Here is a 23,429-nt window from a genome sequence, read left to right as displayed (position 1 = left end):
AAAAGCATCCGCATCCACCTTCTTCGACTGCTACTCCTCGTGCGGGATGTTGCCGCGGCACGCTTCGCCCGGGCTCGGCACCGCTCCCTTCATGTCTGCACGCACGTACATCCCGTAGGACTGGACCTCCCCGCCGGTGACCGCGTCATCGTCGAGGAACGGGAACGGATTGCCCTCAACACCATCGGGCAGATCGCGCCCTGAGTAGTGGCAGGCGGAGTGCGCTCCGTCGCCGCCGCGGACGTCACCGCCCTGTCCGTTGTACTCGCCGGCCATCGCGGTGCCGCCGCTGCCGAGCACCAGGCCCAGCGCGAGCGCGCACCCCCACATCATCTTCTTCATGGTCTTCCCTAACCCCAGAGGAAACACCGGGTCGTCGCCCACGGCGACTCGGGCGCGACGATGTCGCACGAGAGTGAAGCTAGTCCTCTCCCCCGCGACGCACAAGACCTCTGCGCGCGGGGGAAACGGTCAGGACGCGATGTTCAGTTCGTTGCCGGGGATGGATGCCAGGAGGCGGCGCGTGTACGGATCGCGCGGGTTCGTGAAGATCTCCTCGGAGGATGCCGCCTCGACGAGTGCGCCGTCCTTCATCACGCACACATAGTCACTGATCAGTCGCACCACCGCGAGGTCGTGCGAGATGAACAGGTACGACAATCCGTACTCCGACTGCAGGTCGCGCAGGAGCTTGAGCACCTGATCCTGCACGAGCACGTCCAGCGCAGAGACCGGCTCGTCGCACACGATCAGTTCCGGCGACAGCGCCAGCGCCCTCGCGATCGCGACGCGCTGGCGCTGACCGCCCGACAGCTCGGAGGGGTAGCGACGAAGCATCGACTGGGGCAGGGCGACGTCGTCGAGGAGCTGCCGCACACGCTTGCGGCGATCGGCGCTGCTTCCTCGCTTGTAGAAGTCCAGGGGTTCCCCGATCAGCCGCTCGATGGTGAACATCGGGTTCAGGCTCGAGTAGGGGTCCTGGAAGATCGGCTGCACCTTCTGCCGGAAGTTCTTGGCCTCCGCCTTGCTCAGCGACGAGATGTCCTGGCCCTCGTATCGGATCAGGCCACTGGTCGGCTCGATGAGCTTCAGCAGCATCCGCGCGGTGGTGGTCTTCCCCGACCCCGACTCCCCGACGATCGCGACCGTCTCGCCGCGCGGGATCGAGAGCGACACGTCGTTGACGGCGACGAAGTCCTCGTGGCGACCGCGCACCGGATACACCTTCGTCAGGTTCTCGATCTCGACGATGTTGTCGACGGGTTTCGCCTCGTCGGTCGCCTCGGCCTCCGCGCGCTCCTCGACCCGGAACGCCTCCGGACGCAGGCGCGCAGCGGCGACGGACGGAGCCGCGGCGACGAGCGACTGGGTGTATGGATGCTGCGGAGCCTCCAGGATCTGCCGTGCCGGCCCCTGCTCGACGACCTTGCCGCGGTGCATGACGATGACCCGCTCTGCACGCTCTGCGGCGAGACCGAGGTCGTGCGTGATGAGCAGCACGGCCGTGCCCAGCTCGCGCGTCATCGCGCCGATCTGATCGAGGATCGTCTGCTGCACGGTGACGTCGAGGGCGCTCGTCGGCTCGTCCGCGATTAGCAACCGCGGCTTGCAGGCGAGTCCGATCGCGATCAGCGCGCGCTGACGCATGCCGCCGGAGAACTCGTGCGGGTACTGCTTGGCCCGCGCTTCCGGATTGGGCAGGCCGGCGGCGGTGAGCGCCTCGACGACCTTCTCCTGCACGTTCTGGCGGTTCGCCAGCCCGTGCGCGAGCAGAGTCTCGGCGACCTGGGTGCCGATCTTCGCCACCGGGTTGAGGTTCGACATCGGATCCTGCGGCACGAGACCGATGTCGCGGCCGCGGATCATTCGCAGCTCATGCTCGGAGGCGTGCGCGATCTCGCGTCCATCGAGGCGGATGCTGCCCGCAGCGACCCGTCCGCCACCGGCCAGCAGGCCGATGATCGCCATCGCCGTGGTGGATTTGCCGGAACCGGACTCCCCCACGATCGCGACGGTCTCACCGGCGGCGATCTCCAGGTCGACGGCCTCGACCGCGTGGACGACCCCGTCCATGGTCGAGAAGTCCACCGCGAGGCCTTCCACGGAAAGCAGCGGAGCGCCTGACATCTGATTCTCCTTCGAGGCGCTCATCGCGCCCTCGTCCTCGGGTCCATGGCCTCGCGCAACGCCTCACCGAACAACGTGAAGCCGAGCGCCGTGATCGCGATGCAGATACCGGGAAGGAACGCCAGCTGCGGCGCGATCGCCAGTTCCGACTGCGCGTAGGTCAGCATCCGCCCCCACTCCGCCGTCTCGGGGCGACCGCCGCCGAGGCCGAGGAACGACAGCGCCGCGGCGTCGATGACCGCGGTCGCGAGAGTCAGTGTTCCCTGCACGATCACCGGTCCGATCGCGTTCGGCAGCACGTGCGACATCGTGATCTGGCCGCGCCCGAGACCGAGCGTCTGGGCCGAGAGCACGTAGTCGGCTGAGCGCTGCTGGAGCATCGACGCGCGCAGCAGACGCGCGAAGATCGGCACGTTCGACGCACCGATCGCGATCATCACCGCGAACGGCGTCTGCCCGAGGATCGCGGCGATGGACACCGCGAGCAGCAGGTTCGGCACCGAGAGGATGATGTCAACGAAGCGCATGATGAGCGTGTCGACCCAGCCGCCGAAAGTACCGGCGAGGAGGCCGAGCAGCATGCCGCCGGCGAGGCCGAGCGCCGTGGAGATGACTCCCACCAGGAGCGACGCCTGCGCGCCCCAGATGAGCTTGGAGAGCACGTCGCCGCCGAAGCGATCGAGTCCCAGCGGGAACTGGGCGAGCTCGCCCGGCCCTGGGATGTGCGTCGGCGTGATGAATTTCGCACCGGGCAGCGCCGTCTCCGGGTAGGGCGCCAACAGGGGCGCCAAGCCTGCGACCAGCAGGAACAGCAGCACGATCGCGGCGCCGACCCATGCGGTGGGGTTGCGGCGGAGCCGTCGGAAGACGTCTCGCCAGAAACCGCCGGGCCCTTCGTTGAGGCCGGCCTGGGCGATGGCCACCGTGTCGATGACCCCGCCGCCCTGTGCGGGAGGGAGTGCGACGCTCATGAGGCGGACTCCTTTCGAGCGGTCGTGCGAGCGGTTTTCGGAGCTGTCGGAAGGAGCATCACTGCACCCTCACTCTCGGATCGATGAAGCTGTATGAGACGTCGACGGCGAGATTGATCAGCGCGTAGGCGATCGCGATGAAGATGATGAACCCCTGGAGGACGGGGAAGTCCCTGGCGAAGATCGCTCTGGCGAGGAACGACCCGATACCGGGGAAAGCGAACACCGTCTCGGTGAGCACCGCGCCCGAGATCAGCAGTCCGGTCTGCAGACCGATCGTCGTGATCACCGGGAGCATCGCGTTGCGCAGGATGAATCGGTTGCGCAGCGTCGAGCCGGCGACGCCCTTCGCGCGACCGGTGCGGACGTAGTCGGCGTTCTGCACCTCGAGCACGCTCGCTCTGGTGATGCGCACGATGATCGCGAGCGGGATCGTGCCGAGTGCGAGCGCCGGCAGGATGAGATGCACGATCGCATCCCATGACGCGTCGAATTCGCCGGTGATGATGCCGTCCCAGACGTAGAAGCCGGTCGGATGCGTGGCGTCGATCCGCGCGTCCTGCCTGCCGTCGGACGGTAGCCAGCCCAGCTCCACCGCGAAGATGTACTTCAGGATGAAGGCCAGGAAGAACACCGGAATGGTGATTCCGATCAGGCTCAGAACCACCGAGGCGTGATCCGTGAGCTTCCCGTGGCGACGGGCTGCCCAGTAGCCGAGCGGAATACCGACGCCGATCGCGAAGATCAGCGCCATCACGCTCAGCTCGAGAGTCGCGGGGAACCGCCGGAAGAACTCTTCGACGACGGGGCGGGACGTGACGATCGATGAGCCGAAGTCACCCTGGAGGAGTCGCCCCATCCAGATGAAGTACTGCTCGAGGAGCGGTCGATTGAAGCCGTAGAGCTCGTTGACGCGCTCGATGGCCTCGGGGGTCGCCTTCTCGCCGAGGAGGGCGATGGCCGGGCCGCCGGGGAGCGCGCGGACCCAGGCGAACAGAAGGATGCTCAAACCGATGAGCGTGGGAATGAGAAGCAGCAGTCGCCTGCCGATAGTGCGCAGCACGGAGATCTCCGTCGATCGGGTGGGTTGCCGGATCCCGGTCCTCGCCGTGGGCGGGGACCGGGATCCGACTACTCAGTCGGTCAGGCTTACTTCGTGAGGACGATGTCCGTGAAGACCTCGTCGTTCACCGGGCTGGCCGGGTAGCTCTTCACACGCGAGTCGAACGCGAGCGTCGGAGCCGGGTGCGCGATCGGGACACCGGGGATGAACTGCGCGACATCCTCGTTGATCTCCTCGTAGAGCGGCGTCTGCTCTTCGAGGCTCGAGACTCCCCGCGCCTCAGTGAGCTTCTGGAAGAGCTCCGGGTTGTCGAAGCCCCACTCCGCGGACTTCTGACCGAAGAACACGCCGACGAAGTTGTCGGTGTCGTTGTAGTCGCCGGTCCAGCCGAGGAGGTGGATGCCGTGGTCGGAACCAGCGGTGATCTTCTCGAGGTAGTCCGGGTTCCAGGCATCCGTGACCGGGTTCACCTTCACGCCGACCTCAGCCAGCTGCGATGCGAGCACCGTGTAGATCTGCTCGGGGTCCGGCATGTACGGGCGCGAGACGTTGACCGGGTAGTTGAAGGTCAGCGTCAGCGGGTTGTCTGCCGTGAAGCCCGCTTCCTCGAGCAGAGCCTTCGCCTTCTCCGGGTCGTACTCGTAGGTGGTGACGCCTTCGTTGTAGCCGTTGACGACCGGCGGAACGAACTGCGTCGCCTTCTCCGTGCCATCAGGGAGCACCTGCTTGATCAGGGCATCCTTGTCGACGGCGTACGAGAGCGCCTGGCGAACACGGATGTCCTGCAGCTCCGGAACGACCTGGTTGAACGCGAGGTAGAGGACCGTGAACGGCGGACGCGACTCCATGTGGAAGCCGTCGTCCTCGAGGGCCTTGCTGTCGGCAGGGCCGACCAGGTCGTAGCCGTCGATGTCGCCGGCTTCGAGCGCCTGACGGCGAGCGGTCGGGTCATCGATCGTGCGGAAGATGATCTGCTCGATCTGTCCCTTGTCGCCCCAGTAGTCGGGGAAGGCCTTGAGCGAGACCTGCTCGCCCGGAGCCCACTCTTCGAACTGGAACGGGCCGGTGCCGACCGGGTGCGCAGTGGCGTACTCGGAGAGCACAGGAGCCTCGGCGGTTCCGCCGACCTCATCTGCGGCGAACTCCTGAAGCGCGGAAGGGCTCTGCATCCCGAACGCGGGCAGCGAGAGGGAGGGGATGAACCCGGCGAACGGCTTGTTGAGCTCGATCGTCACCTTGTTGTCGCCGTCCGGCGTGCAGGACTTGTAGACCGCGTTGGCCGGGTCCGAGGCGTAGCCGTGGAACAGCTTGTTGTAGTAGTAGCCCAGTGCCTCGCTCGCGGCGAGACCGGTCCAGTTGAACCAGCGGTCGAAGTTGAAGCAGACGGCCTCCGCGTTGAACGGCGTGCCGTCGTGGAAGGTCACGTCCTCCTTCAGCGTGAAGGTGTGGGACATGCCGTCCTCAGCCGACTCCCACTTCTCTGCGAGCAGCGGTGCCGGGTCTGCGGTTCCCGGCTCGGTGCCGACGAGGCCTTCGAACATCTGGCGGGAGACGCGGAAGGTCTCGCCGTCCTGAGCGAAGGCGGGGTCGAGGCTGGCCGGGTCGGAGGATGCTGCGAAGACGAACGTGCTGTCGACGTCCTTCGCCGTCTCCGAGCCGCCGTCTCCGCGATCGCTGGCGACGCAACCAGCCAGGACGAGCGCGGCGAGTGCCGCGCCGCTGACGGCGAGGAGCCCTCGCCGGCGCATGGGTGTGTGGTGCATGGTGGTGACCTTCCCTATGTGGGCGCTTCGATGCGCGTGCCCGATGCGTCGTCGCATCCGGCACGGTGATCCTTTGACGCTACCCAGCCGCGTTCCAGTTACCAAGTACAAACAGGTTGCAATCCGGTATCGGCTGCTTCGGCTCCCCGACGATCCGATAGTGTCCACAACGTGCTCGACTCCGCTCCCCTCGCCGTCTGCGTCGGCGAAGGTCTGGTCGCACTGGTCCCCGCCGTCGCAGCGCCGCTCGAGGAATGCCGGACCTTCCACCGCTCGCTCGCCGGAGCCGAATGGAACGCCGCCATCGCCCTGGCCTCGGCCGGAATTCGCACCGCTGTCGTCTCCCGGGTCGGCGATGACGGCTTCGGCCGGTTCCTCACTGGGGAACTGCGCCGCCACGGCGTCGACGACTCCGGCGTCGAGATCGATCCGGACGCACCCACCGGGCTGTACGTGAAGGAGCTCACTCCGCTCCCCGTCGGCGCGGTGGAGAGCCGGATGCATTACTACCGCTCCGGGTCGGCGGCCGCCGCGATGTCACCGTCGACACTCGCCAGGCCACCGGCATCCACTCTGCTGAGCGAGGCGGCGCTGGTGCACACCTCCGGGATCACTCCGGCGCTGTCTCCTGGCGCGAAGGCCGCTCAGGATGCGCTTTTCGCGGATCGCCCGGCTGGCCGCCTGCTCAGCTTCGACGTGAACTGGCGCCCGGCGCTCTGGCGAGGCCGAGAAGACGAAGCCAAGGCGCTGCTGGCCGACTACGCCGGCCGTGCCGACGCCGTGTTCTGCACCCGGCCAGACGCCGAAGCCGTTTTCGGCACGGCCGATCCGCAGCGCCTGCGCGACCTGTTCCCCGAACCGCGCTATCTCGTCGTCACCTGCCCGACCGGGGCGACCGCTTTCGACGGCGCGGAGCGCGTCCAGAGCGACGCGCTCGAAGCGAATGTGGTCGAGACCGTCGGTGCCGGCGACGCCTTCGCCGCCGGTTTCCTCGCCGGGGTCCTCACCGGGCTGTCGCTCTCCGGGAGCCTCGCGCGCGCTCACCGGATCGCCACCAGGGCGCTCGCGAGCACCCGCGACCACGTCGACTGACGGGGTATTCGCTCCGTGTGATTCGCCGGATGGGCGCGCTTCGTCTCGGTCGCTGGCGCTCCCTCGCTCAACGACCGGGTACAGGGCGGCCGAGCGCGGCATCGCGGGTGAGCTGCAAAGGGATGGCGACGGGTTCGCCGCGGTGCTGCACGACGCGCACGAAAAGGATGTCGACCAGGGCCAGCTGCGCGATCCGACTCGACATCGCCGCCATCCGGAAGGGCGACTCGCTGGCATGCGTCAGCAGCACGACGTCGGCCGCGAGGGCCAGCGTCGAGTCGTTCACGCTTGTGATCGCGACCGCGAGAGCCCCCGCATCACGCGCAACCTCGAAAGCACGCACCGTCTCGGCCGTCTCGCCGCCGTGAGAGACGGCGATCACGACATCGTCCTTCGTGCGCAGTGATGCCGTGGTCAACGCCAGGTGCGGATCCGGCGAATGCGAAGCCGAACACCCGATGCGCACGAGCTTCTGCTGCAGATCCTGCGCGGTGAGTGACGATGCGGCCTGGCCGAGGATGTCGATATGACGTGCGGCGACGACGGCACGAGCAACACGATCGAGCGTCGGTCCGTCGAGGCCGAGCGCGGTCTTCTCGATCGCGTCGATCTCCTGCGCCGCGATCTTCGCCGCGACCACCGAAGGCTCGTCGTCCTGATCGATCGCGGTGTTGTCGAGGCTGAAGCGCGCCTGCTGCGCCTGGGCAAGGGTGACAGCGCGAGCGACGGCGACCCGCAGCTCGCGATAGCCGCTGAAGCCCAGCGACTGCGCGAAACGGGCGACCGTCGACAGCGAGGTCCTGCAGAGCTTGGCGAGGTCGTTGATGGCGAGGTCGACGACGAGGGTCGGGTCACCGAGGATCGTTTCGGCGACCCGCCCCTCGGCGGCACTCAGCCGGGGGACCGAACGGCGGATCAGCGCGAGAACGTCAGCGTCCACGGCGCCCATCGTCGTCAGCCGGCCTCGATGAGCTGTTCTGCCGCCCTGCCGAGCAGTCTCTCGCGGGCGACTTCGGCGCCGAGGCGGCTCGCGGCGCCGACCTCGACGGTCGGCAACGGCAGGGGGTGCCTGGCCGCGAGCCCCACGTTGACGACGGCCGCGGCGGGATCGAGGACGGCAGCCCGCTCGACGAGCGCCCGCTGGCCGGCATCCGCATCGGGACGATCGACGAGCACCACTGTCCTGCCGTTGGCGGCGACCGCGTCGGCGAGCGCACTCTGCTGCGCGTCCGCGCTGCTGCTCGCGACGTCGAGCCGCACCAGGAAGTCTCCGGCGGCGAGCGCCTCGGACACGAAGCCTGCGGCACTGTCGACGGCCAGCGAGGAACGCTGCCGCGCGTCCACGACGGCAAGGGCGGATGCTCCGACCAACGTCCCACCGGTGACGGCGATCGCGCGGTCGACGACGGCCGCGGCATCGAAGTCGATCGGCTCGGCGGAGAGTTCGGATGCAGCGGCACGGCGCAGGGACGCGAGCGCAGCCACTCGCGCGGCAGCCTCTTCGACCCGCTCCCGCGAGAGCGAGCCGTCGCGGAGCGCGGCGACGATTCCGTCCCGGGCGGCGAGGAAGTCACGGCGATCCTGGTCGGGCAGCGCGGCCGCACCGGGGTTCGTCGGATTGCCGATGCAGAGCAGGTCGGCGCCCGCGGCGAGCGCCTGTGCCGCTCCGCCGCCGATCCCCACGGTCTCGCGAATGGCAGCCATGTCCAGCGCATCGGTGATGATGACGCCCTGGAAGCCCCACTCCCGGAGCATCCCGAGCACACGGGGGTTGAGAGTCGCCGGCGCCTCGCCCCATGCGGGGACGATGATGTGCGCGGTCATGACGGCATCGACGCCGGCGTCCACCGCCGCGCGGAACGGCTCGAGGTGCACCCGTTCGAACTCGTCGATGTCGAGGGCGATCTCCGGCAGCGCATGGTGGGAATCGAGGTGGGTGTCGCCGTGGCCGGGGAAATGCTTGACGCACGCGGCGACCGCACCGTCCTGGATGCCGTCGACCTGAGCCACGACGTGGCGCGAGACGAGGTGCTCGTCGGAACCGAAGGAGCGCACGCCGATGACCGGATTGCGCGGGTCGGTGTTGACATCGGCGACGGGCCCGAGGATGACGTTGCCGCCGATGGCGCGCACACGTCGGGCGAGTTCCGCCCCGGTCGCCTCGGTGGCGATGAGGTCGTCGAGTGCGCCGAGCTGCGCGGCTCCGGGGAGCGTCGAGCCGGTCGCGGACTCGAGCCGGGTGACGCTGCCGCCCTCCTCGTCGATGCCGATCAGAGCATCCGGATTCGCCTCCTGGATCGACGCGCTCAGCGCGGACAGGCCATCACTGATGTTCTGTCCGAAGTAGACGACGCCGGCGAGCCCGTCGCGGAGCTCGGAGAGCAGCCACGGCGGCGCCTCCGTTCCGAGGAAGCCCGGCCAGAGCACGCCGTTGGCGAGGCGGGCGAGATCGTCGCTCATCCCTTCACCGCGCCGGCGACCATGCCGCTGGACAGGCGGCGCTGAACGATGACGAAGAAGATCATCACCGGAATCGTGATGATGGTGGATGCCGCCATGATGCTGCCCCAGTCGTTGGAGTGCAGTCCGAAGAACGACTTCAGACCGATCGCCACAGTGTACTGATCCGCTGCGCCGCCCAGCATCGTCATTGCGAAGATGAACTCGTTCCACGCCGTGATGAAGCTGAAAACGCTCGTCGCGACGAGCCCCGGCATCACGAGCGGCAGCAGGATCGAACGGAACATCCGCCACCAGCTCGCGCCGTCGATGTACGCGGCTTCCTCAAGTTCGACCGGAACCGCCTGCACGAATCCGCGCAGCATCCAGATCCCGAAGGCGAGCGAGAGTGCGATGTACACGATGATCAGTCCGAGGATGCTGTTGAGCAGTCCGAGGCTCTTCACCTGCAGGAACAGCGGGATGACGAGTGCCTCCAGCGGAACCATCTGCACGATGAGGATCAGCATCAGCACCGTGGTGCGCAGCTTGAACCGGAACCGGGCGACGGCCACCGCCGCGAGCAGGCAGACGAGCGCGCTGACGAGGACAGTGGCGAGCGCGACGATGGCGGAGTTGCGCAGGAAGGTGCCGAACCCGCCCTCGGTGAGCACGAACGCGAAGTTGTCGAAGGTGAACTCCTGAGGCAGGAACGTCTGTCCGCCGCTCGACGCCTTCTTGTCGAAAGCGCTGGCGACCATCCAGTACACCGGGAAGAGCGTGAAGATCAGGACGGCCGCGATGGCGACACCGATTCCGATCCGCGACAGGAGTGGACGTCGGGTGCTCACAGTTCGTCCTCCTTCATCAGGGAGCGGATGTACACGATGGTGATCACGATCAGCACGAGGGTCAGCAGCACGGCGAGCGCAGCGCCGAAGCCGTAACGGTTCTGGCCGAACGACTCGACGTAGGACCAGACGCCGAGATTGAGCACGGTCCGGTTGGAGCCGGCGCCGCCCGGCATCAAGTACACCTGCGCGAAGACCTTGAAGTCCCAGATGGTCGACAGGATGATGACGACCGAGAACACCGGCTTCAGCGTGGGGAAGATGATCTTCCAGAAGCGCCGCCAGGCGCCGGCGCCGTCGAGAGCCGCCGCTTCGAGCATCTCCTTCGAGACGCCGAGGAGGCCGGCGAGCACCGTGATCGCCACGAACGGGAACCCGTGATGGACGACGTTGAGCAGCACGATCGCGTAGAAGGACCACTGGTTCGTGAACCAGTTCACCGATCCGTCGATGAGACCGAGATCCTGCAGAACGGAGTTGAAGATGCCCCGGTCGGCATCGAAGATGAAGGTCCAGACGTAGGTGCCGGTCACGGCGGGCATCGCCCACGCGACCATGATGCAACTCGAGACGATGGTGCGCCACACGATGCCGAGTCGGGCGAGGAGCAGGGCGACGAGGGTTCCGACCGTGACCGTCACGAAGACCGCGACGGCCGCGAATCCGACGGTGTTCGGGAGGACGACGCTCCACAGCGTCGAGTCGGTGAGCGCCTCGATGTAGTTGCCGAGGCCGATCCAGTTGTTCTCGCCGGTGTTGATCTCGCGCAACCCGTAGTCCTGCAGCGAATACAGGACCACCTGCACGAGCGGCCAGAGCATGAGCACCGCGAGGATGACCAATCCGGGTGCGAGCAGGAGCCAGGGACGGGCCTTCGCCAAGGGGAACCCGCGGCGGGCGCGGCCGCCGGCCGTGGAAACGGATGACTCCGCTTCCACGGCCGGCAGCTGTGTCTGCACCATCGACATCGTCGGGTACCTACTACTGGTTGAGCAGTTCGGTCATCTCAGCGGCGGCATCCTTCGTCGCGGTCGCGACGTCCTTCTGCCCGCTGAGAATCGCCTGGATCATCGCGTTGGTGGTCTTCTTCGCCTGCACGGCACCGAAGTTCGGTGTGACCGGGACGGATGCTCCGCCCTCGACCATCTGCTTCGCGAACGGAGCGACGAGCGGGTCGGTCGAGGCCAGCGCCTCTTCCATCGCGGACTGGACGCCCGGGAAGTATCCGGTCTCGGCCGCCCACTGCTCCGCGAACTCACCGGTCGTCATCAGGTTGACGAACTCCCAGGCGAGATCGGCGTTCTCCGTGGTGTTGAAGATCGAGAGGTGCGATCCGCCGAGGACCGACGGCGAGATGCCCTCGTCTTCGCCGGGGATGACAGCGGCGCCCAGCTTGCCCTCGAGCTCCGGGTTCGCCTCGACCAGCGCCTTCGGCGTCCACGATCCGGAGAGCATCATGGCGACGTTGCCCTGGGTGAAGGCGTCGCGCAGATCCGTCTCCTTCCAGGTGGTCGCACCGGCGGAGGAGAAGCCGTGCTTCAGCGCGAGATCGGTGTAGAACTCGATGCCCGCCTGCGACTCCTTGCTGTCGAGCTCACTCGTCCAGGTGTCGCCCTTGAGCGTTGCGATCTCGCCGCCGGCACCCCAGACCCAGGGGTACACGTCGAACTCCGCGTCACCCGGAACGGGGAACGGGAGCATCTCGGGCTTCGCCGCCTTGATGACCTCGCCGGCCGCGATGATGTCGTCCCAGCTCTCCGGAGCCTTGAGCCCGAGCTCCTCGAACACGTCGGTGCGGTAGACGATCGAGCGGACCCCCGCGTACCACGGCATGCCGTAGAGCTCGCCGTCGTAGGTCCCGGCGACCTCGAGACCCTCGACCAGATCATCGCGGAGCCCCTTCTCACCGTCGACGTACTCACCGATCGCCTCGAGCGCACCGGCATCGGCGAACTCAGCCGTCCAGGTGGTGCCGGTCTCGGCGACATCGGGCGTGGTGCCACCGGCGATCGCCGTCACGAAACGGTCATGGGCATCTGCCCACTGCACCTCTTCGATGGTGACCTTCGCTCCGGTCTTCTCTTCGAATGCCGCGGACACCGCGTCGTAGAAGGCGGTCGAGTCGGGGTTGGTGCCCTTCATGATCCAGACGGTGAGCTCCTTGCCCTCGCCGTCGGTGCCGCCGCCGTCGGCAGGCGCGGTCCCGCCAGCGCAGGCCGCGAGGCCGAGGCTGACAACGGCGCCGAGCGCCAGGGCCGGAAGTATGCGCTTGTGCATCAGGGATCTCCTCTTTGAAACGTCCTGGGCGGCATCGGGTGCGCACCCTGGGGATAAGTATTCACGACTAACTAATTGCCTGCAAGTTTTTCTCAGAATGTGGCCGGACTGTGACAAGAACTTCCGTCGTAGGCTCGCGGCATGCCTCGTAGGGGAAACGGCGATGACCGCGCAACGCTGGCACGTCATGCGCACCACCCGTCACCGGGTCCGCTGTCCGCCGTCCTCAAGCTTCTCGGCATCTCACTCGGCGTGATCCTCGTCTCGGCCGTCGCCGTCTCGGCGTTCGTCGTCACCGACATCCTGGGGCGGGTCGGGGACGGTGCGGTGGCTCTGGAAGATGCTCCGGATGTCGCGCCGCCGTCGCTCGGCGCCTACCCGAGCGACAAGGCGTTCAGCATCCTCGTCATCGGGACCGACGAGTGCGGCGAACGCGCCACCGCACTGCTCGGCGCCCGCTGCGCGGAGGCCGATGGGGGCAGCCGGAACGACGTGAATCTCCTCGTGCACGTCTCGGCGGCGCCGAGGAACGTGACGGTCGTCTCATTCCCCCGTGACCTCATGGTCCCGGTGCCGGACTGCACGCGCGTAAACGGTTCCGAGGCATCAGGCATGTCAAAGGCGCCGTTGAACTCCGTGTTCGATCATGCCGGCATCTCCTGCGTGGTCAAGGCGGTCAGCGATCTCGCCGACATCCCGATCGAGTTCGCCGCGAAGATCGGGTTCGACGGTGTGATGGCGGTCACCGAGGCGATCGGCGGTGTCGAGGTCTGCATCGCCGGCGACGGCATTCGAGACGAGCAGGCCGGCATCGACCTCCCGCCGGGCACCCACACGATCTCCGGGCCGGACGCCTTGGCGTTCATCCGCACGCGGCACGGCGTCGGCGACGAGAGCGACCTCGCGCGCATCTCGAATCAGCAGCAGTACATGTCACGGCTGGCGAAGAAGGTGCTGAGCGCCGAGACCCTGACCGATGTGCCGAAGGTGCTGCGCCTGGCGAATGCGATCGCCGACAACATCGTCCCCAGCGAGGAGCTGCAGAATCCGCTGCGGCTCGCCGAGCTCGGTCTCGCGTTGAACGATGTGCCGTTCAGCGACTTCGTGTTCGTGCAGTACCCGAACGTCGATGACCCCGACAATCCCGGCATCAAAGTCGCTCCGAACTGGGAGGCGGCAGACGAGCTCTGGGCCGCGGTGAAGGCAGGGCAGCCGCTGCAGCTCACCGGCGACGTCGCGACGCACGAAGGCGTCGAGCTGGTGCCACCGACGGCGCCCGCTGAACCTGCACCGACCTCGACGGATGCACCTGCGGTTCGGGCTACCCTGCCGCCCGAGATCTCCGGGCAATCCCTCGAGCAGGAGACGTGCTCGGTCGGCAACCAGCGGTGACCTCAGGTCAGACCCCGTTCCAGCCGCGCACGCGGTGCACCGACGCCGTCTTCGGATACGAGCCGGCCGGTGCCGCCACTTCGAAGAGGTCGATGAGCAGGAACAACGGGTAGTCCGGCGCCTGCGGGACGCGGCGGACCACGACGCCTTCGCAGCCGATCACGGTCTCATCGCCACCCCAGATCACCGTCCAGGTGTGGGATCGGGACGCGTCGAAGGGAAGCGGAACCTCGGCCATGTCGGTGTCGAGGCGCGGGTCGGAGTGCGCCTTCACGCCGGACCGTGCCACGCTGCGGTGCGAGCCGATCGCTTCGGCGTCGATCTCGAACACGCAGATCTCGCCGGCGGCATCCGCCCGCTCGTGCTCGGTGCCCACCAGCCAGGCGGCGAGCATGCATCCGCCATCGCGGCTGGCGCTCACCGTGATGTCGACGCGGCCCGAGCTCGGCGCCCACAGCAGCTGCGTAGGTGTGACCGTACGGACCGCCAGCCCGTCCGGGCGGTGACGGTGCGTTCCGTCCGATGAGCCGAGTGATCCGGAATGCACGCCGGTCTGCAGGTTCGACACCCGCAGAGGAGCGTCCTCCGGGCGCCAGTCCAGCTGATCGGCATCGATCCGCAGACGCAGTCCGTCGCCTGCTGTCTCGAACCTCGCAGCAGAGCGGTCCGGAGTGCTCCAGTGCGGCAGGTAGTGCGCGACCCACAGGTCGGAGCGGGGACCGTCGACGAAATCGTCCTCGACGTCAGGGCGACGGGTCGGGGCATCGGGGAGGGCTTCGATCACGCTGGCAACCGTACCGGCCGTCACGGACACCGGACGCGGCACAGGCCCCGCATCTCGACGCAGGCAGCGCGTAGTCTCGTCTCATGGGCAGGATGCGATCGAAGGACACCGAGCATCCCGAAGCCCGTCTCGACCACGGCGGCATCGCCCGCATCATTCCGTCCGAGTTCACCAGCGGCTTCGAGCTCATCGTCGACGGAACCCCGCAGTCGCACGTCGACCTCGATGATCCGACGCATCTGCACTTCGAGTACATCGTGCGGATGGGCGCCGTCATCGATCAGCTCACTTCACCGGGTTCCGCGCTCACGGCGGTGCATCTGGGCGCGGGCGCGCTGACGATCCCGCGATACATCGATGCGACGCGACCGGGCTCGCGCCAGCAGGTCATCGAGCTGGAGGCGCCGCTGGCCCAACTCGTCCGCGAGCATCTGCCGTTGCCGAAGGGGGCCTCGATCCGCATCCGGATCGGCGACGCCCGAGAGGGCGTGCGTCGCCTGCCGCCGGCGCTGGCGGGCAGCTGCGACCTCGTGGTCTCCGACGTCTATTCCGGAGCGCAGACCCCGGCCCACCTGACCAGTATCGAGTTCTACCGCGAGCTCTCGACGCTGCTCGCCCCCGGCGGCGTGCTGCTCGTCAACGTCGCCGACGGACCAGGGCTCGCGTTCGCCCGCAAGCAGGTGGCGACGATCGCCGACGTGCTGCCCGAGATAGGGATCCTCGCCGACACGCAGGTGCTCAAGGGGCGCCGATTCGGGAACCTCGTCGTGGCGGCATCCGCCACTGCACTGCCCACCGAGTGGCTGCCGCGAATCCTCGCCGCCGGCCCCCATCCGGCCAAGCTCGCGCAGGGCGCCGAGGTGAAGGCTTTCGTGCAGGGCGCGCGCATCGTCACGGACGCGGATGCGGTGGCATCCCCTCGACCCGACGCCTCACTGTTCCTGCGCTGAGCCCTTCTTCAGCCCTGATCGCCGAGATCCATGACGGGTCCGCGGCTTCCAGGCGTGCCGCCCCTGGCCTGCCCGGATAGACAGGCAGACTGGAACGGGGACGCACACGGAGGGAGTGACATGAGTTTGATCCAGGGATACCACCAGGAGACGCTGCGTGAGCTGGTCGACCTCGACGCCTGCGCTGCGCGACTCTCGGAGATCGAGGCGCAGCGGAGCCTCCCGGCCCTTCTGGAACGGGTCTGGCTGCTGAAGGTACTGGGCCGGTTGGATGAGTCGCTGACGCTGGCCGACGAGGCCGTGCGTCAGGCACGCATGGCGGGCACCCGCAAGGACGTGCTGCGCGCGAGGGTTCTCCACGCGACGATCCTGCAATACCGCGGCGCGCACGCCGCTGCGGAACAGGAACTCGCCACCTGCGCCGCCGAGGCCGAGGGACAGCGCTGGCTGTCGATCGCCGCCTTCGCACACCAGCACCACGGCAAGAACGCCTATGACGCCGGCGACTACGAAGAGGCTCGAGAGAGCTTCAAACGTTCGCTGTTCCTCCGGCGGGAGTCCGGTGCCGACGACAGCGAACTGGAGACGGCGCTGCTCGCGATCGAGGCCGCCGAACGTCGACGGCCCGCTCAACTCGTCGGCTGAGCCGTCGATCGGCCCGAGTGTCGGCCGTATGGCTTAGCCTGAGCGCATGGCCGATCTTGACCGTGTGCGCATCTGGGGCGAGGCGCTGATCAGGGTTCACCTCGACGAGTCCTGGTCGTTCGGCTTCGACCACGCCAAGCGCCGCGCCGGACAGTGCGACTACAGCCGCAACCGGATCACGGTCTCGCGATATCTGGCGGCACGCTTCGAGGATGACGAGATCCATCAGGTCCTGCTGCATGAAGTGGCGCATGCCCTCGCCGGGCACGCCGCCGCGCACGGACCGGCCTGGAAGCGCGTCGCCAACGAACTCGGCTACGTCGGCGGCACCACTCATCACGGTGAGACCGCGGTCGAGCTCGCCCCGTGGGTCGGCCGCTGCCCCGAGGGCCACGTCACCTATCGGCACCGTCGTCCGAGCAGACCGACCTCATGCGCGCGCTGCTCGCGTACCTTCGATGCGCGCTTCCAGTTCGATTGGACTCGGCGCGAGATCAGCTCCGACACCCGACTCGCCGCGCAGATGCCGCGCTGACGTTCCCCCTGCTACTCCGCGCTGGTCCTGCGACGACGGAGCAGCGCCGTCACGGCCCGCCAGCCGACGATGAAGACGCCGAGGGTCAGCGTCGCGACGATGATGAACGGCACCTCGGCTGTGTCTCCGCTGACGACGCGGAGCAGCATCCCTCCGGCGACGGTGACGATCCAGACGACCACGCCCCAGAGGAGCGACCACGGCTGCCGCGGCCGCGCCGGAAGGAGCGCGGCGACCGCGTGTCCGACCAGGAGCGCCACCAGGAACGGCCAGGCCGTGAGGAGGAATCCTGCCGGATCCTCGGAATGCGACGCACGGCCGATCACGGCGAAGATGAGCACCAGTACGGCGTCGAGGATCAGGGCGGGAACGTACCTCATGTGTCGACCCTACGTCGCGGGGGCATGGGCACGCGTGGGCTGGCTGGCGGTTCGGCGATCCCGCCGCCCGAGATCAGGACATCACCCCGAGATCAGGAGGATTCCGCCGAAATCTTCCTGATCTCGGTCGCGTCTCCTGATCTGGGGCCGCGGTTCACCTGAAACGAACGAAACGGCCATCCTCCAGCATCGGCACCAGGTCGGTCGCGTCCAGCGCGGCCGCCTGTTCGGCCGTCGACGGCGCGAGTCCGGATGCTTCGATCTTCGCCGTCGCGGGTATACCACCGGCGATCTCGCGCCCCGAGCCGCTCGCGCCGAGCAGATGACGCAGGGCACCGGACAGCGCTCGGAAGCCCTCGGCGGCGACCGCCGCCTCCGGTGAGGTGTGGTCGATGCCGAGGTCGGTCAGTGCGGCGACGATCGCGCCGGCGCCGAGATGATCCTCCACAGCGAACCGCATCAGCCCCTCAGCATCCAGCTCGCCCGCGGCGATGACGGCGACCGACGTTCGCTCTCCCGTCCGCTCCTGCACGGTCTGCACCGCCCGGGCGACGGCGGCGGCATTGCGAATACCGCCGACGAGAACCGTCGGTGCGGACGCTACGGAAGCCACGGCCGCGCCGTTCCGCGACCAGCGCACAGCGTCCGCGAGGACGACCTCGGTGCCGGATGCCACGGCATCCACCACCGTCGAGGAGAAGCGAAGCACGTCGACGACCACGACGACATCCGCCGTGGCGAGGCGTTCGAGACCTGCGACGCCCCACTCGAGACGGACCTGATAGGTGGACTGATCGAACGGCGAAGGCATCCGTCCAGCCTATTCGCCGGTGGCGCAGGCATCCCGAGATCAGGAGAGTGCCCCGAGATCAGGAGGAATTGCCTGAAACTCTCCTGATCTCGGGCGTTGCTCCTGATCTCGGACGGCCCTCCGCGAGAACTGGATCCGGCTCAGTCCGCGGCGAGCGCCTCCACCGGCGCGACCCGCGTGGCGAGCCGGGTCGGGGTCGCCGCGGCCACCAGGGTGAGCAACGCGGTCGCCAGCACGATGATGACGACGGGCAGCCACGGCACCTGCGGGGCGACGAGCCCGGCTGGGTTCATATCCGGCGGCGTCGGAACGGATCCGAGCAGCGATTGCGCGGCGATCCATCCGTATGCGACGCCGAGCACGAGGCCGGTGAGCGTCGCCGCGACCGTGATGTGCGTCGCTTCGAGAAGCACCATCGCGCGCACCTGCCCGTTGGACAGACCGATCGAGCGCAGCAATCCCAGCTCCCGCCGACGCTGCACGACACCGATCGTGAGCAGGTTGACCAGGCCGACGGCGGCGATCACCGCGGAGATCGCGACCAGCACCATCATGATCGCGGCGAAGGCGTCCATCGGCGCGAAGAACTCCGCCGGGACGTCCCCCTCCACCTGGCTGATCATCAACTGCTTGGCAGATTCCATCGCGACAGCGAACATCGTCACCAGGGTCACGCCCATGACCACGCCGATCGCCATCCGCGAGGATCGCTCCGGGTAGCGCAGAGCGTTCTCGGCGGCGAGTCGGGCGGTCGCGCTCGAACCGAGCATCCGCCCGACCAGGCGCAGTACTGGCGGCATGAACAGCACCGCCCCGAGCGCGAGCCCGGTGAACGAGAGAATGCCGCCGACGAAGGCGACGACCACGCCGAGTGGGGTGACGAGTCCGACCACCACGCCGGCAGCGAGGAGCGCGGCACCCGCGATGAGCAGCACCCAGGCACCCACGTGCCGACCCGCTCGACCGGAGACGTCATCATGAGAACGCTCGACCGAACCGCCGAGCGCCTGCAGCGGCGTCACGGACAGGACCCGCCGCGAACCCGCCCAGGCCGCAGCCCAGGTAGTGAGGGCGACGCCGATCGCGGGCAGTGCGATCAGGGGCTGGATCACCGAGAATCCGCTCGGCGCATTGTCGAGCAGCTGCGCCCCGATCTGCACACCGATGACGGCCAGCACGAGGCCGGCGAGCAGACCCAGGGCTGCGCCGATCACGCCGACGATGAATCCCTGCCGGCCGACCTCGGCGCGCTGCGCGCGCGCGGTCGCACCGATCAGGCGCATGAGCGCGATCTGCCGCGTGCGTCCGGCGATGATCGTCGCGAACGTGTTCGCCGTGACGATCGCCGCGACGTACATCGCGACCCCGGTGAGCAGAACCGAAAGCAGGGCGACCACGAAGGCGAGCGTGCCGCTGTCGCCGATGTACGGATCGGCCTGGAGGACGACGCCGATGTACGCGGTGACATCGACGAGCACGACGCCGAATCCCGCGGACAGTGCAGCGACGAGGATGCTCGCCCCCATGCCGCGGTCGCGGAGCCAGCCGAACCCGGCGGTGCGCGATGCGCGCTCCGGAACAGTGGCTGCGGCGACCGCGGTCATGCCGCCACCTCGGCGGCGAGCATGTACGCCGAGATCTCCTCGGCGCTCTGACGCGGGTGGTCGGCCACGATCCGGCCGTCTCCGAGGAACAGCACGCGATCGGCGTGGCTGGCGGCGATCGCGTCATGCGTGACCATCGCGATCGACTGGCCGTGATCACGGCTGGCTGTCGCGAGGAGCCGCAGCACCTCGCGCCCGGTCTTCGAATCGAGGTTGCCGGTCGGCTCGTCCGCGAAGACGAGGTCCGGCGAGGTGGCCAGCGCCCTGGCGATCGCCACGCGCTGCTGCTGACCGCCGGAGAGCTGGTGCGGGCGGTGCCGCAGCCGCGATCCGAGCCCGAGGGTCTCGATGAGGCCGTCGATGCGGGCCCGTTCGATCGCGCTCGGGCGGCGTCCGTCGAGCTCGAAGGGCAGCATGATGTTGCCCAGTGCGTCGAGGGTCGGCACCAGGTTGAACGCCTGGAAGATGAAGCCGACGCGACGGCGGCGCAGGATCGTCAGATCGAGGTCTCCGAGGCCGGTGATCTCGGTGTCGCCGATCCATGCCCGCCCCTCGGTCGGGCTGTCCAGGCCCGCCATGATGTGCATGAGGGTGGATTTGCCGGAGCCGGACGGGCCCATGATCGCGGTGAACTGGCCGCGGCGGATGCCGACGCTCACGCCGTCGAGGGCGTGCACGGTGCCTTCGCCCGTGCCGTAGGTCTTCTTCAGGTGCTGGACGCGGGCGGCGAGCCCCAGGTCGGTGGTCGTGATCTCCATGCTTTCGACGGTACGGAGAGCGGATGCTCCGACGCGTCGCCCGTGCGGAGCATCCGCGTACATCGGAAGGATGATCCTCTCGGGCCGCTATTCTCGGCAGCGGGGAACCATCGACCGCCCCGAGGACGAAAGGATCCTGTCGTGCCCGCTGTCGTCCTGATCGGCTTCGCCGCCGTCGTGCTGTGGTCGCTGGTGTCGCATCGCTTCGAGCGGTGGGGGGTCGCCGGTCCCGCCGGTCTCCTCGTGCTCGGCGCGATCGCCGTGATCTGGGATGTGGAGGCGTTCGCGACGGCCATCGATGCACCGCCGACCGAGAAGATCGTCGAGGTGATTCTCGCGGTGCTGCTCTTCGTCGACGCGATCGAGGTCAAGGGCGGCCTCTTCGGCAACGAGGGCCGAGTGACCCTGCGGCTCGTGCTCATCGCACTGCCGATGTCGCTCGTGCTCGGGGCGGCGGCCTCCTGGCTGCTGGTCCCGGAGACGGCACCGTTCCTGATGATCGTGATCGCCTGCGTCATCCTCCCCACCGACTTCGCACCCGCCGCCGAGATTCTGCGGGTGCGTTACATTCCCGACCGCGTACGACAGATCCTCAACGTCGAGAGCGGCTACAACGACGGAATCGTCTCGCCGCTGTTCGCGATGATGCTGCCGCTCGCGACGATCTGGGCCGAGATCGTGAGCAATGCCGGGAAGGACCTCTCCGATGCCGAGATCGACAAGCGCTCGGATCAGGTGGGCGAGGCGATCATCGGTGCCGTTCCGGCGACGCTGGTCGCCATCCTCCTCGGCGTGGTCCTGGGCTTCGTCTGCGGAACGCTGGTGCGACTGTGCCGTCGGCATGATCTGGTCTCCGATGCCGGTGTGCGCGGCGTGATGCTGCTGATCCCGCTGATCGCCTACGGAATCGCGACCCTCCCCGCCCTCGGGGCCAACGGCTTCGTCGCCGCATTCGTCGCCGGCATCGCTTACCGGATGGCCCGCACCCGTGGCGAGGAGGAACGTGCTGTCGCGCACGACGAACTCGTCCTCGTCGAGGAGACCGGCACGCTCGCGGCGAACTTCGTCTGGTTCATCCTCGGCGGCGCTGCACTGCTCGCGTTCTCGGCGGGAGTGGGCTGGGACGTGGTCCTGCTGGCGCTGCTCGCGTTGACCGTGCTGCGGATCGTCCCGGTGTATCTGTCGCTGATGGGCAGTTCCGTCGCGCCGCGCGAGCGGTTGCTCATCGGTGCACTCGGACCGCGCGGCACCGCATCGATCGTGTTCGGCCTGCTCGCTTACAACGCGCTGCCCGACGAGCAGGGAGAACTCGTACTGGTGGTGATGGTCGTCACCGTCGTCGGCAGCATCGTCCTGCACGGACTCGCCGCGCCGCTGCTCCTGCGTCGGATGAGTCCGGCGGGACGCGCGAACCTCCGCTGACGCCACCCTCTTCGCAACGCAGCGCGGCGGATGACACACTGACGTCATGCCTCAAGACGGACTCGACCCCCGCCAGACCCGACGCATGCCGGAGACGCTCGACGAGTTCCAGCGCGCCGAGGGGCACCCGCACTTCCGCGTCGACGTGGAGCGCATCCGATTCTCGCCCTTCTACTCACGGCTCTCCGCGGTCACCCAGGTGATCTCGCAGACCGGCGCCGGGCTCGCCGTGCACAACAGGCTCACCCATTCGATCAAGGTCGCGGCCGTGGCACGGGCGATCGCGACGCACCTGTCGACGCGCACCGACGAGGCGAGCCGGATCGTCGCCGAGCTCGGCGGCGCGCATCCGGTCGTGGTCCAGGCCGCCGCAGCAGCGCACGACCTCGGTCATCCCCCGTTCGGGCACCTGGGTGAGCACACTCTCGACCGCCTGGCGCGCGCCCGGTTCGGGCTGACCGAGGGATTCGAGGGGAACGCGCAGACCTACCGCATCCTCACCCGCCTCGACGAGCACGATCGCCCGGGCGTCGGACTCAATCTCACCGCGGCGGTGCGCGCCGCCGTGCTGAAGTACCCCTGGCGGCGCGGCCTCGGCGGAATCCGCCGCGGCGGCACGAGCAAGTTCAACTACTACGCGGTCGACGAGCAGGACGCACGTCAGGCGCTCGCCGCCTATCCCCTGATCGGCGAGGGACAGCAGACGGCCGAGTGCTCCATCATGGACATCTCCGACGACATCGCCTACTCGCTGCACGATCTCGAGGACTTCTATCGCGCCGGCCTACTGACCCCCACGACGCTTTCCACCGAGTTCCGGGCTTGGCACCGCGACCTCACCCGGCTCCGCGACGCCGACCAGGAGGTCCTCGCCGCCGACACCAGGACTCCGGGGCACTCGCTCGAACTGCTCTGGCGTCGACTCTGCAGCAAGGACGGCTGGATCGCGGATGCGGATGCCTTCGGCGAAGCCGTGGCGAAGGTCGGCGCCGAGGTGATCGACGGGCTCCTCGCGGAACCGTTCGATGGCTCCCTCTCCAGCGAGCGCTCCCTCGCGAGATTCACGACGGCATGGATCGCGCGCCTGCAGTCGTCGATCGAAGTGCACCGGAACCCCGACACCCGCTCGGGACACGTCAGCCTGAACCGGCAGGCCTGGCACGAGGTCGCAGTGCTCAAATTCCTGCACGAGCGGTTCATCCTCGAACGCCCGGATCTCACCGTCTACCAGCGGGGGCAGGCCAGCGTCCTGGAACGGCTCGTCAGCGGCTTCGCCGCCTGGCTCGACGACCCCCTCGACGCCCGCCGCGCCCCGCGCCGACTGCTCGACCTCGTGCAGCTCGCCGCCGACGACTATCGCCGGTTGCGGAAAGATGCGCCGGAGCTTCTCGAGATGCACACCGCCACGGAACTCCATGCTCTCGCCCGTGGCCGCGGCATCATCGACTACGTCGCCTCGCTCACGGACGCCCAGGCCGTGTCGCTCGACGCGATGCTGGCGGGTCGGACCGAGCGTCTGTGGGATGCCGGTCAGGGGCTGTGACGCCCTCGGCCGCAGGCCGGCC

General features: G+C 68.1%; 22 protein-coding genes. 7 read left to right on the top strand and 15 right to left on the bottom strand.

Annotated elements, in window-relative coordinates; all coding sequences use genetic code 11:
- Positions 1-30 precede the first annotated feature (30 nt).
- The 5 genes from MRBLWH12_RS18260 to MRBLWH12_RS18240 form a co-directional block, all read right to left on the bottom strand.
- Positions 31-342, bottom strand: a complete 312-nt coding sequence (locus MRBLWH12_RS18260; protein WP_363551208.1) for a hypothetical protein — start codon at positions 340-342, stop codon at positions 31-33.
- 129 nt (positions 343-471) lie between these two features.
- Positions 472-2,127, bottom strand: coding sequence for an ABC transporter ATP-binding protein (locus MRBLWH12_RS18255; protein ID WP_363551207.1), 1,656 nt, complete (start codon positions 2,125-2,127; stop codon positions 472-474).
- 20 nt (positions 2,128-2,147) lie between these two features.
- Entirely contained in the window at positions 2,148-3,098 is a 951-nt protein-coding gene (locus tag MRBLWH12_RS18250) for an ABC transporter permease (RefSeq protein ID WP_341975822.1), read from the bottom strand.
- A gap of 58 nt (positions 3,099-3,156) precedes the next feature.
- Positions 3,157-4,161: an ABC transporter permease gene (locus tag MRBLWH12_RS18245; RefSeq protein ID WP_341975823.1), complete on the bottom strand. Its 1,005-nt coding sequence runs from the start codon at positions 4,159-4,161 to the stop codon at positions 3,157-3,159.
- Between the two features lie 86 nt (positions 4,162-4,247).
- On the bottom strand, positions 4,248-5,924 hold the full coding sequence (locus MRBLWH12_RS18240) for an ABC transporter substrate-binding protein (protein WP_341975824.1): 1,677 nt from the start codon (positions 5,922-5,924) through the stop codon (positions 4,248-4,250).
- 171 nt (positions 5,925-6,095) lie between these two features.
- On the opposite strand from MRBLWH12_RS18240, the gene MRBLWH12_RS18235 reads away from it, so the two are divergent.
- The gene (locus tag MRBLWH12_RS18235; protein WP_363551204.1) at positions 6,096-7,016 is read left to right on the top strand and encodes a sugar kinase; all 921 of its coding nucleotides are present in this window, start codon (positions 6,096-6,098) and stop codon (positions 7,014-7,016) included.
- A 67-nt stretch (positions 7,017-7,083) separates the two neighbouring features.
- Here MRBLWH12_RS18235 and MRBLWH12_RS18230 read toward each other — a convergent pair whose 3' ends face one another.
- Genes MRBLWH12_RS18230 through MRBLWH12_RS18210 form a run of 5 tightly spaced genes read right to left on the bottom strand, consistent with a single transcriptional unit; the run spans position 7,084 to position 12,583 of the window.
- Positions 7,084-7,956: a MurR/RpiR family transcriptional regulator gene (locus tag MRBLWH12_RS18230; protein WP_363551202.1), complete on the bottom strand. Its 873-nt coding sequence runs from the start codon at positions 7,954-7,956 to the stop codon at positions 7,084-7,086.
- A gap of 14 nt (positions 7,957-7,970) precedes the next feature.
- Positions 7,971-9,476 carry a glycoside hydrolase family 3 N-terminal domain-containing protein gene (locus tag MRBLWH12_RS18225; RefSeq protein WP_363551200.1) on the bottom strand — a complete coding sequence of 502 codons (1,506 nt, stop codon included), beginning with the start codon at positions 9,474-9,476 and terminating at the stop codon, positions 7,971-7,973.
- The gene (locus tag MRBLWH12_RS18220; protein WP_341975829.1) at positions 9,473-10,306 is read right to left on the bottom strand and encodes a carbohydrate ABC transporter permease; all 834 of its coding nucleotides are present in this window, start codon (positions 10,304-10,306) and stop codon (positions 9,473-9,475) included. Before MRBLWH12_RS18220 ends, MRBLWH12_RS18225 begins: the two co-directional genes overlap by 4 nt.
- Positions 10,303-11,274, bottom strand: a complete 972-nt coding sequence (locus tag MRBLWH12_RS18215; protein ID WP_363551198.1) for a carbohydrate ABC transporter permease — start codon at positions 11,272-11,274, stop codon at positions 10,303-10,305. The genes MRBLWH12_RS18220 and MRBLWH12_RS18215 overlap by 4 nt, the downstream gene beginning before the upstream one ends.
- Positions 11,275-11,287: 13 nt before the next feature.
- Positions 11,288-12,583, bottom strand: a complete 1,296-nt coding sequence (locus tag MRBLWH12_RS18210) for a sugar ABC transporter substrate-binding protein (protein WP_363551196.1) — start codon at positions 12,581-12,583, stop codon at positions 11,288-11,290.
- Between the two features lie 141 nt (positions 12,584-12,724).
- Between MRBLWH12_RS18210 and MRBLWH12_RS18205 the strand changes: the two genes are divergently transcribed.
- Positions 12,725-13,975, top strand: coding sequence for an LCP family protein (locus tag MRBLWH12_RS18205; protein WP_363551195.1), 1,251 nt, complete (start codon positions 12,725-12,727; stop codon positions 13,973-13,975).
- Positions 13,976-13,982: 7 nt separating this feature from the next.
- On the opposite strand, the gene MRBLWH12_RS18200 is transcribed toward MRBLWH12_RS18205, so the two are convergent.
- The gene (locus MRBLWH12_RS18200) at positions 13,983-14,759 is read right to left on the bottom strand and encodes a family 16 glycosylhydrolase (protein ID WP_363551194.1); all 777 of its coding nucleotides are present in this window, start codon (positions 14,757-14,759) and stop codon (positions 13,983-13,985) included.
- 83 nt (positions 14,760-14,842) lie between these two features.
- On the opposite strand from MRBLWH12_RS18200, the gene MRBLWH12_RS18195 reads away from it, so the two are divergent.
- The 3 genes from MRBLWH12_RS18195 (at position 14,843) to MRBLWH12_RS18185 (ending at position 16,889) form a co-directional block, all read left to right on the top strand.
- Positions 14,843-15,709, top strand: a complete 867-nt coding sequence (locus MRBLWH12_RS18195; protein WP_363551192.1) for a spermidine synthase — start codon at positions 14,843-14,845, stop codon at positions 15,707-15,709.
- Between the two features lie 120 nt (positions 15,710-15,829).
- Positions 15,830-16,354: a hypothetical protein gene (locus MRBLWH12_RS18190; RefSeq protein ID WP_341975835.1), complete on the top strand. Its 525-nt coding sequence runs from the start codon at positions 15,830-15,832 to the stop codon at positions 16,352-16,354.
- 46 nt (positions 16,355-16,400) lie between these two features.
- Entirely contained in the window at positions 16,401-16,889 is a 489-nt protein-coding gene (locus tag MRBLWH12_RS18185) for a SprT-like domain-containing protein (RefSeq protein ID WP_363551191.1), read from the top strand.
- An 11-nt stretch (positions 16,890-16,900) separates the two neighbouring features.
- On the opposite strand, the gene MRBLWH12_RS18180 is transcribed toward MRBLWH12_RS18185, so the two are convergent.
- The 4 genes from MRBLWH12_RS18180 to MRBLWH12_RS18165 all read right to left on the bottom strand — a co-directional run bounded on the left by MRBLWH12_RS18180 (position 16,901) and on the right by MRBLWH12_RS18165 (position 20,442).
- Complete coding sequence (locus tag MRBLWH12_RS18180; protein WP_363551190.1) at positions 16,901-17,269, bottom strand: DUF3054 domain-containing protein; 369 nt, start codon at positions 17,267-17,269, stop codon at positions 16,901-16,903.
- A gap of 154 nt (positions 17,270-17,423) precedes the next feature.
- Complete coding sequence (locus tag MRBLWH12_RS18175; protein WP_363551188.1) at positions 17,424-18,080, bottom strand: 2-phosphosulfolactate phosphatase; 657 nt, start codon at positions 18,078-18,080, stop codon at positions 17,424-17,426.
- Positions 18,081-18,220: 140 nt separating this feature from the next.
- Entirely contained in the window at positions 18,221-19,684 is a 1,464-nt protein-coding gene (locus tag MRBLWH12_RS18170; protein WP_363551187.1) for an ABC transporter permease, read from the bottom strand.
- Positions 19,681-20,442, bottom strand: a complete 762-nt coding sequence (locus tag MRBLWH12_RS18165; RefSeq protein ID WP_341975840.1) for an ABC transporter ATP-binding protein — start codon at positions 20,440-20,442, stop codon at positions 19,681-19,683. The genes MRBLWH12_RS18170 and MRBLWH12_RS18165 overlap by 4 nt, the downstream gene beginning before the upstream one ends.
- A 141-nt stretch (positions 20,443-20,583) precedes the next feature.
- Here MRBLWH12_RS18165 and MRBLWH12_RS18160 point away from each other — a divergent pair, with 141 nt between their 5' ends.
- Together MRBLWH12_RS18160 and MRBLWH12_RS18155 are read left to right on the top strand one after the other, a co-directional pair.
- Positions 20,584-21,864 (top strand): cation:proton antiporter, encoded by a 1,281-nt coding sequence (locus MRBLWH12_RS18160; protein WP_363551185.1) that lies wholly within the window; start codon positions 20,584-20,586, stop codon positions 21,862-21,864.
- A 46-nt stretch (positions 21,865-21,910) separates the two neighbouring features.
- Positions 21,911-23,407, top strand: coding sequence for a deoxyguanosinetriphosphate triphosphohydrolase family protein (locus MRBLWH12_RS18155; RefSeq protein ID WP_363551184.1), 1,497 nt, complete (start codon positions 21,911-21,913; stop codon positions 23,405-23,407).
- The last annotated feature ends 22 nt before the right edge of the window (positions 23,408-23,429 follow it).

This window comes from Microbacterium sp. LWH12-1.2 (genome assembly GCF_040675825.1).
In the GTDB taxonomy this organism is placed as follows: Bacteria; Actinomycetota; Actinomycetes; order Actinomycetales; family Microbacteriaceae; genus Microbacterium.
This window is presented reverse-complemented; position numbering and strand designations above follow the sequence as displayed.

What these genes read in the sequence shown, in the direction of transcription:
- MRBLWH12_RS18260 (WP_363551208.1), bottom strand. Translation starts at nt 342, where the DNA reads ATGAAGAAGATGATGTGGGGGTGCGCGCTCGCGCTGGGCCTGGTGCTC.
- MRBLWH12_RS18255 (WP_363551207.1), bottom strand. Translation starts at nt 2,127, where the DNA reads ATGTCAGGCGCTCCGCTGCTTTCCGTGGAAGGCCTCGCGGTGGACTTC.
- MRBLWH12_RS18250 (WP_341975822.1), bottom strand. Translation starts at nt 3,098, where the DNA reads ATGAGCGTCGCACTCCCTCCCGCACAGGGCGGCGGGGTCATCGACACG.
- MRBLWH12_RS18240 (WP_341975824.1), bottom strand. Translation starts at nt 5,924, where the DNA reads ATGCACCACACACCCATGCGCCGGCGAGGGCTCCTCGCCGTCAGCGGC.
- MRBLWH12_RS18225 (WP_363551200.1), bottom strand. Translation starts at nt 9,476, where the DNA reads ATGAGCGACGATCTCGCCCGCCTCGCCAACGGCGTGCTCTGGCCGGGC.
- MRBLWH12_RS18215 (WP_363551198.1), bottom strand. Translation starts at nt 11,274, where the DNA reads ATGTCGATGGTGCAGACACAGCTGCCGGCCGTGGAAGCGGAGTCATCC.
- MRBLWH12_RS18210 (WP_363551196.1), bottom strand. Translation starts at nt 12,583, where the DNA reads ATGCACAAGCGCATACTTCCGGCCCTGGCGCTCGGCGCCGTTGTCAGC.
- MRBLWH12_RS18205 (WP_363551195.1), top strand. Translation starts at nt 12,725, where the DNA reads ATGCCTCGTAGGGGAAACGGCGATGACCGCGCAACGCTGGCACGTCAT.
- MRBLWH12_RS18195 (WP_363551192.1), top strand. Translation starts at nt 14,843, where the DNA reads ATGGGCAGGATGCGATCGAAGGACACCGAGCATCCCGAAGCCCGTCTC.
- MRBLWH12_RS18190 (WP_341975835.1), top strand. Translation starts at nt 15,830, where the DNA reads ATGAGTTTGATCCAGGGATACCACCAGGAGACGCTGCGTGAGCTGGTC.
- MRBLWH12_RS18185 (WP_363551191.1), top strand. Translation starts at nt 16,401, where the DNA reads ATGGCCGATCTTGACCGTGTGCGCATCTGGGGCGAGGCGCTGATCAGG.
- MRBLWH12_RS18180 (WP_363551190.1), bottom strand. Translation starts at nt 17,269, where the DNA reads ATGAGGTACGTTCCCGCCCTGATCCTCGACGCCGTACTGGTGCTCATC.
- MRBLWH12_RS18175 (WP_363551188.1), bottom strand. Translation starts at nt 18,080, where the DNA reads ATGCCTTCGCCGTTCGATCAGTCCACCTATCAGGTCCGTCTCGAGTGG.
- MRBLWH12_RS18170 (WP_363551187.1), bottom strand. Translation starts at nt 19,684, where the DNA reads ATGACCGCGGTCGCCGCAGCCACTGTTCCGGAGCGCGCATCGCGCACC.
- MRBLWH12_RS18165 (WP_341975840.1), bottom strand. Translation starts at nt 20,442, where the DNA reads ATGGAGATCACGACCACCGACCTGGGGCTCGCCGCCCGCGTCCAGCAC.
- MRBLWH12_RS18155 (WP_363551184.1), top strand. Translation starts at nt 21,911, where the DNA reads ATGCCTCAAGACGGACTCGACCCCCGCCAGACCCGACGCATGCCGGAG.